The organism is Bradyrhizobium sp. U87765 SZCCT0048, assembly GCF_018131225.1.
GTDB lineage: Bacteria > Pseudomonadota > Alphaproteobacteria > Rhizobiales > Xanthobacteraceae > Bradyrhizobium_A.
In genome coordinates, this window is record NZ_JAFCMM010000001.1 from 665,191 (window position 1) to 677,846 (window position 12,656).

Here is a 12,656-nt window from a genome sequence, read left to right on the forward strand (position 1 = left end):
GGTTCGAGACGGCGCAACTGCGCCTCCTCACCATGAGGAAGACGAATCGGCGGCGCGCCGACTTTTCTCTCATCCGATGACGCCGCGAAGATCGAGCTGTCCGTTTTTCTCTGTCGTGGCCCCTGGTTGCTCTCCAGACAGCCTCTGAAGAGCGAGCGAGGTCCGCGTCGCGAGGGATGAAGTCTACGCGCAAGAGTTATGGATAGACCGCAAAAACGAAATCGGGAGCCCGAGCGGGCTCCCGACTTGCAACTTTCCGACTTGGCCGTTCGACGATCAGCCGAACTGGTTCATCGTGTTGTGGGCGCCACCGGCCTTGAGGGCCGCCTCGCCGGCAAAGTATTCCTTGTGGTCGTCGCCGATGTCGGAGCCGGCCATGTTCTGGTGCTTGACGCAGGCGATGCCCTGACGGATCTCCTGGCGCTGCACGTTCTTCACATAGCCGAGCATGCCCTGCTCGCCGAAGTACTCGCGGGCGAGGTTGTCGGTCGACAGCGCGGCCGTGTGGTAGGTCGGCAGCGTGATCAGGTGGTGGAAGATGCCGGCGCGCTTCGCCGAGTCCGCCTGGAAGGTGCGGATGCGCTCGTCGGCCTCGATCGCCAGCGGAGTGTTGTCGTATTCCGCCTTCATCAGTTCGGCGCGATTGTACTGGCTGACGTCCTTGCCGGCTTCCTTCATGGCATCATACACCTGCCAGCGGAAGTTCAGCGTCCAGTTGAACGACGGCGAGTTGTTGTAGGCGAGCTTGGCGTTCGGCACGACTTCACGGATGCGGTCGACCATCTGGCCGATCTGCTCGATATGCGGCTTCTCGGTCTCGATCCACAGCAGGTCCGCGCCGTTCTGCAGCGAAGTGATGCAGTCGAGCACGCAACGGTCCGCGCCGGTGCCGGGTCGGAACTGGTAGAGGTTGCTCGGCAGACGCTTCGGACGCATCAGCTTGCCGTTCTGGGTGATGATGACATCGCCGTTCTTCACGGTCGCCGCCGTCACTTCCTCGCAGTCGAGGAAACTGTTGTACTGGTCGCCAAGGTCGCCCGGCTTGTGGCTCACGGCGATCTGCTGGGTGAGGCCGGCGCCGAGCGAGTCGGTGCGGGTCACGACCACGCCATCTTCCACGCCGAGTTCGAGGAAGGCATGGCGGCAGGCGCGGATCTTGGCCAGGAACACCTCGTGCGGCACCGTCACCTTGCCGTCCTGGTGACCGCACTGCTTCTCGTCGGACACCTGGTTCTCGATCTGCAGCGCGCAGGCGCCCGCCTCGATCATCTTCTTCGCCAGCAGGTAGGTCGCTTCCGCATTGCCGAAGCCGGCATCGATGTCGGCGATGATCGGCACGACGTGCGTCTGGAAGGTGTCGATCTTCTCGATCAGCGCCTTTTCCTTCGCCTTGTCGCCAGCCGCGCGCGCCTTGTCGAGCTCGCGGAAGATGTCGTTGAGCTCGCGGGAATCGGCCTGGCGCAGGAAGGTGTAGAGTTCTTCGATCAGTGCCGGCACCGAGGTCTTCTCGTGCATCGACTGGTCGGGCAGCGGGCCGAACTCGGAGCGCAGCGCCGCGATCATCCAGCCGGAGAGATACAGGTAACGGCGATCGGTCGCGCCGAAGTGCTTCTTGATGGAGATCAGCTTCTGCTGGGCGATGAAGCCGTGCCAGCATCCCAGCGACTGGGTGTACTTGGTCGGATCCGCATCATACGCCGCCATGTCGCGGCGCATCAGCGCGGCGGTGTAACGGGCGATGTCGAGGCCGGTCTTGAAACGGTTCTGCAGCCGCATGCGGGCAACCGCCTCGGCGCTGACGCCGCTCCAGGTGGGCTTGGTCTCGAGCAGCGCGCGGGCCGCGTCGATCTCGCTCTGGTAGGAAGCCGGACCCTGAATGGCCAGGTCGCTCATTCCGCGTGGCTGATAATTCATGACTGTGTTCCCTCGATTGTCCTGGGGCTGGCAAAGCTCCTGCCCTCGTTTTTAAGCCCTGCGGTGCCGGAGACCAGCCGCTCCGCGGATAACTTGTCATACTTTACAAACTTCTCGTGTAATGCTGTAATTATCTTACACGACCGCGGGAACCTGATATGTCGACCTCGACCGCCCGTTCCGTTTTCATGGGGCCGCGCCTGCGCCGCCTGCGGCGCGACCTCGGGCTGACCCAGGCCGACATGGCGGCCGATCTCGAGATTTCGGCGCCCTATGTCGCCCTGCTGGAGCGCAACCAGCGCCCGGTGACGGCGGACATGCTGCTGCGCCTCGCCCGCACCTACAAGATCGACCTGACCGACCTCGCCGGCGACGGCGGCGCCGATCACACCGCGCGGATGCAGTCCATCCTCAAGGAGCCGATGTTTTCGGACATCGACATCCCGCCGCTCGAAATCAGCGACATCGCGACCAGCTTCCCCGGCATGACGGAGGCGTTCCTGCGCCTCTACACTGCCTACCGCGAGGAACAGCTGGCGCTCGCCGACCGCAAGGCGCCCACCCTTGCCGGCACCGCCTCTCACTCGGACGCCGACGGTTTCGATGCCAGCGACCCGGTGGCCGAGGTCCGGCGCTTTCTCGCCGCCCGCCGCAACAATTTCGTCGACCTCGACGACGCCGCCGAACGCCTTGCCCAGACCACCGATGGCCCGGGCGGGTTCGTCGAGCGCCTCAAGGCGCGCCACAACCTCAGGGTTCGCCACCTGCCGCCGGACGTCATGCTTGGCTCGGTGCGGCGGCTCGACCTTCATCGCCGGCAATTGCTGCTCGAGGATTCCCTCGACACCGCCAGCCTGCACTTCCAACTCGCCCAGCAGCTCGCCTATCTCGAGATGGAAGCCGAGATGTCGGCCGCGCTCGCCGCGGGCCACTTCACCACCAAGAACGCCGAGCAACTGGCGCGGCGCGCGCTCGGCGGCTATGCCGCGGCGGCGCTGATCATGCCCTACTCCGCGTTCGCCAAGGCCGCGGAAACGCGTCGCTACGACCTGGAAGCGCTGGCGCGCCAGTTCGGCACCAGCTTCGAGCAGACCGCCCATCGCATCACGACGCTGCAGCGCCCGGGGCAGGAGAAGGTGCCGTTCTTCCTGATCCGCGTCGATCCCGCCGGCAATATCTCGAAACTGCTGGACGGCGCCGGCTTTCCGTTCGCCAAGCATGGCGGCGCCTGCCCGCTGTGGTCGGTGCACAGCGTCTTCCGCACGCCGCGCCAGATCGTCACGCAATGGCTGGAGCTGCCCGACGGCCAGCGCTTCTTCTCGATCGCCCGCACCGTGACGGCCGGCGGCGGCGCCTTCGGCGCCATGCGCGTCGAGCGCGCCATCGCCATCGGCTGCGCCGCCGAACATGCCGGCCAGTTGATCTACACCCAGAACGGCGCCGGCCCGGCCGCGGAAACGCCGACCCAGGTCGGCGTCGCCTGCCGCGTCTGCCATCGCCCCAAATGCGCCGCGCGATCGTCGCTGCCGATCGGCCGCGAACTGCTGCCCGACGACTTCAGGCGCCAGAGCGTGCCGTTCGGGTTCTCGGACTGATCGCGCAAGGAAGCGCTAGCCGATCGCCGCGGCCTGCTCCGCGTGCTGCGCCGCCTGCACGGCGGGGCGCGCCGCGATGCGTGCGATGTACGCGGTGATCGCCGGCCAGCGATCGAGAGCGATGCCGAGCACCGGCATCCACAGCAACACGGCATAGAGATAGGCGTCGGCGACGCCGAACCGGTCGTCGAGCAGATGGTCCTGCGTCGCCAGCGTTCCGGCGATGTTGTCGAAACGTCGGACCAGACGCTCGCGGAAGATCACCTTGACCGTATCGGGGATCGCCGCGTTGAACAGCGGGCTCGCTCCGGCATGGATCTCGGTGCCGATGTAGTTGAGCATCTCCTGCAGGCGTACGCGCGGCCAGCTGCCCGGCGGCGGCGCAAGCGCAGCCTCGGGCCTGAGATCAGCGAGATACTGCACGATCGCGGGCCCCTCGGTCAGCACCTCGCCATTGTCGAGCTGCAGCGCTGCGACATAGCCTTTCGGATTGATGGCCAGGAAGTCGGCGCCGTCGGCGGTGACTTTGGTGCGGTTGTTGACCATCACCAGCTCGAACGGCAGGCCGAGTTCGCGCAGCACGATGTGCGGCGACAGCGAACAGGTGTTGGGGGCGGAATACAGCTTCATCGACGATCCTCTCGCGGCCCGCGCCAACGCCACATGCGTTTGCGCGGCATGCGAGAGATAGGCTGGCCGTACGATCCCGTAAAACAAGCCGGCCAGAAAGCTGCCATCAGCCGAACTAATGTCAGGCAGCCTCGCCGAGCATGTCGAACAGCGCCTGCACGGCCCGCGACCGCGCCCCGGCGCTGGACGCGACCAGGCCGAACGCGCGATGGACGGGATCGGCGAGCTGCAGCACCTGCAGTCCGCGGCGGTCCGCCGGCAGCGCCAGTTCCGGCACCAGCGTCACGCCGACACCTTCGCGCACCAGCGCGAACGCGCTGGTCCAGTCGCGCACGCTGGCACGGACATCGGCCAGCGCAAGGCCGGCGTCGGCGACGACGCCCTGCGCCGTCGCGGTGCAGCCGCCGGTGGCGTGGATGAACGGCTCGCCGACGAGCTCCCGCAACGGCACGACGCCATGGCGGCCCGGCCGCGCCAGACGATGGCCGGCCGGCACCACCGCCAGCCAGGGATCACACCCCAGCAGACGGGCGTCACGCTGCGGCGCCGGGTTGAGCACCGTGCCGATGTCGATGGTGCCGGCGGCGAGCAGCGCCTCGACCTCCTCGTCGCTCGCCTCGAGCGTCACGACATCGATGCCGGGATGCCGCTGCCTGAACCGGCGCAGCAGCGGCGGCAGCACCGACTGCAGCACCATGGGAAAGCTGCCGAGCCGGATCGATCCCCGCGACAGGCCGCGCGACGCATCCGCGACCGAGCGGATCGCGTCGAGCGAGGACAACATGGTGCGGGCGTGATCGACGACCCGCAGGCCGACGGCGGTCGGCACGGTCTGACGCCGCTCGCGCGTGAACAGCGCCACGCCGAGCGTGTCTTCGAGCTGCGCAATGGCCTGGCTCGCGCCGGACTGGGTCATCCCGACGCGCTCGGCGGCGCCCGTGATGCTGCCGCAGTCCGCGACAGCGACCAGCATGCGCCAGTGCATCAAATTCATCATGACAGAAGGATACCTGATGGCTGATCGTGCCAGCCATCAGATTTGGGAATGCCTGTCCGCCGCTGCAAGCCACGACCAGACTTTGTCGGCGCCCTCCGGATACGAAAAAGCCCCCGCCGGCGACGCCTGTCGCGCGGCGGGAGCCTGACGCGACCGGCGATTACTGCGCCGGCGACAGTTCCGCGGTCGGCTCGGCCGCGGCCGGCAGGGCCTGACCGCTCAGCGTCGCATGCAGGGTCGCGGTGTCGAGCTCGCCTTCCCAGCGCGCGATCACGATGGTGGCGACCGCGTTGCCGATGAAGTTGGTGATGGCGCGGCACTCCGACATGAAGCGATCGATGCCGAGGATCAGCGCCATGCCGGCCACCGGGATCGACGGCACGACCGACAGCGTCGCCGCCAGGGTGATGAAGCCGGCGCCGGTGATGCCCGCCGCGCCCTTCGAGCTGAGCATCGCGACCAGCAGCAGCAGCACCTGGTCGGCGAGGCTGAGATGGATGCCGGTCGCCTGGGCGATGAACAGCGACGCCAGCGTCATGTAGATGTTGGTGCCGTCGAGGTTGAAGGAGTAGCCGGTCGGAATGACGAGACCGACCACCGAGCGTTTGCAGCCGGCGCGCTCCATCTTGGCCATCAGGCTCGGCAGCGCCGCCTCGGAGCTGGAGGTGCCCAGCACGAGCAGCAGCTCTTCCTTGATGTAGCGCAGCAGCGCCAGGATCGAGAAGCCGTTGTAGCGGGCGACCGCGCCGAGCACGATGAACACGAACAGCGCCGAGGTGATGTAGAAGGTCGCGACCAGCATCGCGAGGCTCGCGATCGAGCCGATGCCGTACTTGCCGATGGTGAAAGCCATGGCGCCGAAGGCGCCGATCGGCGCCAGCTTCATGAGCATGGCGACAAGGCGGAACATGGCCTGCGACAGCGACCCCAGCACGGTCATCACCGGCTGAGCCTTGTCGCCGATCAGCACCAGCGCGATGCCGAACAGCACGGCGAAGAACAGCACCTGCAGGATATCGCCGGACGCGAGCGCCGCGACCGGCGTCGCCGGGATGATGTTCATCAGGAAGCCGACGACGGTGGAGTCGTGCGCCTTGGCCGCATAGGACGCGGTCGCCTTGGGATCGAGGCTCGCCGGATCGATGTGCAGTCCCGCGCCCGGCTGGATGACGTTGCCGACGATCAGGCCGACGATCAGCGCCAGCGTCGAGAACACCAGGAAGTACAGCATCGCCTTGCCGGCGACGCGGCCGACCTTCTTGAGGTCGCCCATGCCGGCGATGCCGGTGGTCACGGTCAGGAAGATCACCGGGGCGATGATCATCTTCACCAGCTTGATGAAGGCGTCGCCGAGCGGCTGCAGCGCCGTGCCGAGCTGGGGATAGAAATGACCAAGCAGGATGCCGGCGAAAATGGCGCCGAGCACCTGCACATAAAGATGATGATGAAAGCGCTTCGGGGCGGTATGCCCCTCTGCGGCCGCAATGGCCTGCACCATGGTGTCCTCCTCGAGGTCGGCGACGTCTTCTTAGGGTTCATGCCCACAGCGCCGAATTGCACCGCGAGCTGAAGCCGCCTTAGCAGGAGGCGTGCCAGCTGCGACGAAATGACAACCGTTTGATCTCGCTAGATAAAATTTCGTAGCCGGGAGACGGGGCTGGACATTTTGTGCGAAATTCCGCACAAGCCGAAAGCGACCTGTGCGTATTTCCGCCCAGCGCTCGCCGAGGTCAGAGCCGCCGATGCCGTCGTCATCCCAGGACAGGACGCCCTCCTGGCTGCGCCAGATCGCGCCGCTCGCAGCAGCCGTCCTGCTGCTGCTCGGCATCGACCAGGCCGCACGGCTGTGGGCCGAGCACCGCGCGCTCGGCGGCATCCGCAGCGAAGCGGAGGCGACCGCCTCGCAGCGCGTCGCGGTGCTGCAGAGCGAGATCGAGAAGCAGCGCACCCTGCCCTTCGTCCTTGCCCAGGATCCCGACGTCCAGCATGCATTGACCACGCCGACCCCGGAGCTGCTGGACGCGCTGAACCAGAAGCTCGCCTCGCTGAGCACCGGCACCCGCGCCGCGGTGATCTATCTGCTCAATGTCGAGGGCCTGACCATCGCGGCCAGCAACCACGACACCGACATCTCCTTTGTCGGCAACAACTATGCTTTCCGCCCGTACTACCGGGTGGCGATGGACCAGGGACATGCCGAGCACTTCGCCTACGGCACCATCAGCCACCGCCAAGGCCTCTACCTGTCACGGCGAATCGAGAGCGGCAGCCAGCCGATCGGCGTGATCGTGGTCAAGGTCGAGTTCGACGCCATCGAGACCCAGTGGCATCGCTTCGCCCAGCCGATCTTCGTCACCGACGACCGCGGCATTGTGCTGGTGACGAGCGAGCCGTCCTGGCGCTTCAAGGCCACGGCGCCGCTGTCACCGCAACAGCAGGTCGACATTCGCGCCAGCCTGCAGTTCGGCGAAGCCCCGCTCGACCCGCTGCCGCTGACGCCGGAAGACGATCCGCAACGGGTGATGCGCACCGTGCCCGGGCGCCCGCCGATCGAGTACATCGCCGCCGCGGCCCCGGTGCCGGGCACGCCATGGACGCTGCATCTCCTCGCACCGACGCGCGCGACACTGACCATCGCCACCACCGCGGCGCGCTCCCTCGCGGTGCTGGCCGGCGTGGTCGGCTTCGGCACCGTCGCGATCTGGTGGACGCGCCGGCGCAACCTGCAGCGCCAGCGCGCGCAGGCCGAAACGACGCGGCGCGATCTCGAGCAGCGGGTGCACGATCGCACCACCGAGCTGCAGCAGGCCAACGGCCGCCTGCAGGCCGAGATGGACGAGCGCCGCCGCGCCGAAGAAGAACTCAACGAGCTGCAGGACGACCTGGTGCAGGCCAACAAGCTCGCGATCCTCGGCCAGATCGCCGCCAGCGTCGCCCATGAGATCAACCAGCCGGTGGCGGCGATCCGCACCTTCGCCGACAATGGCGCCGCCCTGCTCGACCGCAACGACGTGCCGCAGGTCCGCGGCAACCTTGCGATCATCGCCGCGCTCACCGACCGCATCGGCACCATCACCGGCGAGCTGCGCGCCTTCGCCCGCAAGTCGCCGGCGGCGATCGGGCCGGTGTCGCTGCGCGGCGCCGTCGACGGCGCGCTGCTGCTGGTCGGTCACCGCCTGCGCCAGCAGGCGATCCGTCTCGAACTCGCGCTCGGCAGCACCCACGTCACCGTCGCCGCCGATCCGGTGCGGCTCGAACAGGTGTTCGTCAACCTGCTGCAGAACGCGATCGAAGCGCTCGACGGCCGCCCCGCTCCGCATATCCGCATCGCCGCGATCGCGACCGACGGCGAGGTCCATGTCACGATCTCCGACAACGGCCCCGGACTGCCCGAACGCGTGCTGCAGTCGCTGTTCGTGCCGTTCACCTCGACCAAGCCCACCGGGCTCGGCCTCGGGCTGGTGATCTCCAAGGACATCCTCACCGAGTTCGGCGGCAGCTTCTCCGCCCACAACGGCACAGACGGCGGCGCCGTGCTGTCGCTCACCCTTCCGAGACTGTCATGACCGACGTAGCCTTCATCGACGACGACGACAGCCTGCGCGCCGCCAATGTCCAGGCGCTGCTGCTCGCCGGCTTCACCACCGCGCCCTACGCCTCCGCCCTCGAGGCGCTGGAGACGATCGACGCGGACTTTCCCGGCGTCGTCGTCACCGACGTGCGCATGCCCCATGTCGACGGGCTCGAGCTGTTCCGGCGGCTGCGCCGGATCGACGCCGAGATCCCGGTGATCCTGATCACCGGCCATGGCGACATCTCCATGGCCGTCGACGCCATGCGCGAAGGCGCCTACGACTTTCTCACCAAGCCCTACGGCTCCGACCGGCTGCTCGGCAGCATCCGCCATGCGCTCGACCAGCGGCGTCTCGTGCTGGAGAACCGCGCGCTGCGCCGCGCCGCGGAAGCCGCCAGCGACGACCTGCCGCTGATCGGCGAGGATCCGGCGATCGAACGGCTGCGCCAGACCCTGCGCCAGATCGCCGACGCCGACATCGACGTGCTGATCGAGGGCGAGACCGGCAGCGGCAAGGATGTCGCCGCCAATGCGCTGCATCGCTGGAGCCGCCGGGCGTCGCGCCCGTTCGTCGCCGTCAACTGCGGCGCCCTGCCCGAGACCATGATCGAAAGCGAATTGTTCGGCCACGAGGCCGGCGCCTTCACCGGCGCGCTCAAGAAGCGCGTCGGCCGCATCGAGCACGCCCATGGCGGCACGCTGTTCCTCGACGAGATCGAGGCAATGTCGCCGGCGTTGCAGGTCAAGCTGCTGCGCGTGCTGGAGAGCCGCCAGATCGCCCCGCTCGGCACCAACGAGGTGCGCGGCGTCGACGTCCGCGTCGTCGCCGCCACCAAGACCGACCTCCTGACGCTGGTGCGCGCCGGCAGCTTTCGCGAGGATCTCTACTACCGCCTGCATGTCGTCGCGGTGAAGGTGCCGCCGCTGCGCGACCGCCGCGCCGACGTGCCGCTGCTGTTCGGGCACTTTCTCGCCCGCGCCGCCAAGCGGCTCGGCCGCGCCCAGCCTGCCGTCGGCCACCGCGAGCTGCAGTATCTGCAGAGCCATTCCTGGCCCGGCAATGTCCGCGAACTCACCCACTTCGCCGAGCGTGTCGCGCTGGGATTGACGCTCGATCCCGCGCCGGCCCCGGCGACGCCGGAGCGGCCGCCGCTGCCGAAGCGGGTCGAGGCCTTCGAGGCCGAGCAGATTCGCGAGGCGCTGGCGCTCAACCACGGCGATGTCCAGGCCACGGTCGAGGCGCTCGGCATCCCGCGCAAGACCTTCTACGACAAGCTGCACCGCCACGGCATCGACCAGAGCAAATACCGCGATTAGCGGGCTCGGAAAGCACTCCGTCTAATGACTGATCATCCAGGGCCGTGCGGACGGAAAGCCCTTGGCGCCGCTGCGGCTCTTGGTCATCAGGCGGGATGATTTGCCGGAGCAGCAGCCGCAGCCCGGACCGTGCGAGGCCTTGTATTCACCGACGGTCTTCGGCGCGTGGGCGCTGCGCTCGTTGGTGGCGTGGGCCTTGCGTGCCGACGCCGGCATGCTGGAAAAGTGCGGCGCGGTCAGGATGGCGCGCGGCGCCTGCGACCCGCACGCCGGACAGTCGTCCGGCTCGTCGCATTCGGCCATCGGCCGCATGTTGGTGAAGGGTCCGCAATCGTCGCAGAGATATTCGTACACCGGCATGGATCACCTCTGAATGGTCGGGAGATCGGAGGACTGCGGGACGGGCGGACAACCGCCCGCCCCGCCCGGCGATCACGTCTTGTCGGGCGACAGCGGCAGGTCGATGCCGCCCTTGATGTGTTTGATCGGCCCCGCCGACGACGGCATGATGTCGAAGTCGAAGATCTCGGTCGGCAGCCACAGCGTCGCGCAGGCGTTGGGGACGTCGACGACCCCGGAGATATGGCCCTGGCACGGCGCGGTGCCGAGGATTGAATAGGCCTGGGCGCCGGAGTAGCCGAACTTCTTGAGATACTCGATGGCGTTGAGGCAGGCCTGGCGGTAGGCGATGTGGACGTCGAGGTAGTGCTGCTTGCCGGCCTCGTCGACCGAGATGCCTTCGAAGATCAGGAAGTCCTTGTAGTTCGGCGTCACCGGCGACGGCTTGAACACCGGGTTCTTGATGCCGTACTTGGCGACGCCATCCTTGATGATGTCGACCTTGATGTGCAGCCAGCCGGCCATCTCGATCGCGCCGCAGAAGGTGATCTCGCCATCGCCCTGGCTGAAGTGCAGGTCGCCCATCGACAGGCCGCCGCCCCGCACATAGACCGGGAAGTAGATCTTTGAGCCGCGCGACAAATCCTTGATGTCGCAGTTGCCGCCGTGCTCGCGCGGCGGCACTGTGCGGGCGCCCTCCGCCGCGGCCTTCTGCTTGGCATCGCCCTTGAGACGGCCCATGTGGGCGGTGGGGCCAAACGGCGGGTTGGCGAGGCCGGGAACGCGGGTCGGGTTGGTGGCGATCAGCGCGGTCTCGCGCTCGTTCCAGGTCGACAGCAGCTTCGGATCGGGCAGACAGCCGATCAGGCCGGGATGGATCAGGCCGGCGAAATTCACGCCCGGAATGTGGCGCGACGAGGTGAACATCCCCTTGAAGTCCCAGATCGACTTCTGCGCCTGCGGGAAGTGATCGGTGAGGAAGCCGCCGCCGTTCTGCTTGGAGAAGAAGCCGTTGAAACCCCACAGGCTCTCCTTCATCGGGCCAACGTCGAGCAGGTCGACCACCAGGAGGTCGCCGGGCTCGGCGCCCTTGACGCCGATCGGGCCGGACAGGAAGTGCACGATCGACAGATCGATGTCGCGGACATCGTCGGCGGAATCGTTGTTCTTGATGAAGCCGCCGGTCCAGTCGTAGGTCTCGATGATGAAGTCGTCACCCGGACTGACCCATTCCACCATCGGAATGTCCGGGTGCCAGCGGTTGTGGACCTTGTCGTTCTCATAAGCCGACTGCGTCAGATCGACCTTGATCAGCGTCTCGGGCATGGCGTTCTCCTCCAGTTTGTTTTCATTGGACGTTCAGAGTGAGACCTCGGTTGATGGCACGACACTCAACCCGTGACGGTCGGCGGGGCGGCCGCCCCTGCTCGACAGCGTCAGATAATTGAGCAGATATTCATACAATTCATCGACCGCCGATGAGCGACGTTCGGAAGCCGCCCGGTAGAGGAGAAGATCAACACTCGGCAAGGGCGGCAGTCCCGCACTGGGCGGCGGACAGCGCAGACCCGGCACCAATGCACTTTCGATCAACACCGTTGTCGCGAGGCCGGACAACACCGCCGTTTGAAGGCCGCTCACACTGTCACTGACACAGGAGATGCGCCAATCGAGACCAGCCCTGTCGAGCGCGTCGATCGCATAGTCACGATAGACATTGCCGGGAGGCAGCAACGCCACCGGCAGAGGCCTCTCCAGGTGAGCCGACGAGGTCGCTCCCGTGAGCCAGACCAGTTGCTCATGTCCCACAACCTGCCCTCCAGTGAAGCCATCCATCCGCGTGACAAGCGCAATGTCAACGCTGCCTTCCCGGACACGAGCGACAAGCGGCCTCGACAGTGCGCAGTACAATTCGATCCGGATCTCCGGATGAATCCGGCGGAATGCACTGAGCACCGGCGGCAGGATGAAGGCCGCATACAGGTCGGGAACACCGAGAACCACGGTCTCATCTGCCTTGCGCGTCACCAACTGCGCCACACAGGCGTCGTGCTGACGCAGGATCTGCCGGGCGTGCGACAGAAGAATGGTCCCCGTCTCCGTCAGCTCCAGCGTCCTCCGTGTGTCATCGAACAGCTTCGCATCGAGGATTTCCTCCAGCTTCTGGATCTGCTGGGTGATGGCAGACTGCGTGCGTCCCATCCGTCGGGAAGCTTCAGTGACGCTTCCGGTATCGACGGTCAGAAGAAACGCACGCAGCGATCGGATATCGAGATAAGTCGGCGGCATG

10 protein-coding genes are annotated in these 12,656 nt (G+C 66.8%); 3 read left to right on the top strand and 7 right to left on the bottom strand.

Annotated features, from left to right (window positions below):
* Positions 1 to 276 precede the first annotated feature (276 nt).
* On the bottom strand, positions 277 to 1,914 hold the full coding sequence (locus JQ639_RS02870; protein WP_211969548.1) for an isocitrate lyase: 1,638 nt from the start codon (positions 1,912 to 1,914) through the stop codon (positions 277 to 279).
* A 158-nt stretch (positions 1,915 to 2,072) separates the two neighbouring features.
* Here JQ639_RS02870 and JQ639_RS02875 point away from each other — a divergent pair, with 158 nt between their 5' ends.
* A complete protein-coding gene (locus tag JQ639_RS02875; RefSeq protein ID WP_211969547.1) occupies positions 2,073 to 3,509 on the top strand; it encodes a helix-turn-helix domain-containing protein in 1,437 nt (478 codons plus the stop codon).
* A gap of 15 nt (positions 3,510 to 3,524) precedes the next feature.
* Here JQ639_RS02875 and gstA read toward each other — a convergent pair whose 3' ends face one another.
* The 3 genes from gstA to JQ639_RS02890 form a co-directional block, all read right to left on the bottom strand.
* Positions 3,525 to 4,139, bottom strand: a complete 615-nt coding sequence (gene gstA / locus JQ639_RS02880) for a glutathione transferase GstA (RefSeq protein WP_211969546.1) — start codon at positions 4,137 to 4,139, stop codon at positions 3,525 to 3,527.
* Between the two features lie 121 nt (positions 4,140 to 4,260).
* Entirely contained in the window at positions 4,261 to 5,124 is an 864-nt protein-coding gene (locus JQ639_RS02885; protein WP_211969545.1) for a LysR family transcriptional regulator, read from the bottom strand.
* A 172-nt stretch (positions 5,125 to 5,296) separates the two neighbouring features.
* A complete protein-coding gene (locus JQ639_RS02890; protein ID WP_211969544.1) occupies positions 5,297 to 6,634 on the bottom strand; it encodes a dicarboxylate/amino acid:cation symporter in 1,338 nt (445 codons plus the stop codon).
* A gap of 244 nt (positions 6,635 to 6,878) precedes the next feature.
* Between JQ639_RS02890 and JQ639_RS02895 the strand changes: the two genes are divergently transcribed.
* On the top strand, positions 6,879 to 8,702 hold the full coding sequence (locus JQ639_RS02895) for a sensor histidine kinase (protein ID WP_211969543.1): 1,824 nt from the start codon (positions 6,879 to 6,881) through the stop codon (positions 8,700 to 8,702).
* Positions 8,699 to 10,027, top strand: coding sequence for a sigma-54-dependent transcriptional regulator (locus tag JQ639_RS02900; RefSeq protein ID WP_211969542.1), 1,329 nt, complete (start codon positions 8,699 to 8,701; stop codon positions 10,025 to 10,027). Before JQ639_RS02895 ends, JQ639_RS02900 begins: the two co-directional genes overlap by 4 nt.
* A 21-nt stretch (positions 10,028 to 10,048) precedes the next feature.
* Here the strand turns inward: JQ639_RS02900 and JQ639_RS02905 are convergent, their stop codons facing one another.
* From JQ639_RS02905 to JQ639_RS02915, 3 genes are all read right to left on the bottom strand, one after another.
* Positions 10,049 to 10,387 (bottom strand): FmdB family zinc ribbon protein, encoded by a 339-nt coding sequence (locus JQ639_RS02905; RefSeq protein ID WP_211969541.1) that lies wholly within the window; start codon positions 10,385 to 10,387, stop codon positions 10,049 to 10,051.
* A 72-nt stretch (positions 10,388 to 10,459) separates the two neighbouring features.
* Positions 10,460 to 11,692, bottom strand: a complete 1,233-nt coding sequence (fmdA, locus tag JQ639_RS02910) for a formamidase (protein WP_211975057.1) — start codon at positions 11,690 to 11,692, stop codon at positions 10,460 to 10,462.
* Between the two features lie 33 nt (positions 11,693 to 11,725).
* The gene (locus JQ639_RS02915; RefSeq protein WP_211971112.1) at positions 11,726 to 12,655 is read right to left on the bottom strand and encodes a LysR family transcriptional regulator; all 930 of its coding nucleotides are present in this window, start codon (positions 12,653 to 12,655) and stop codon (positions 11,726 to 11,728) included.
* Position 12,656 lies beyond the last annotated feature (1 nt).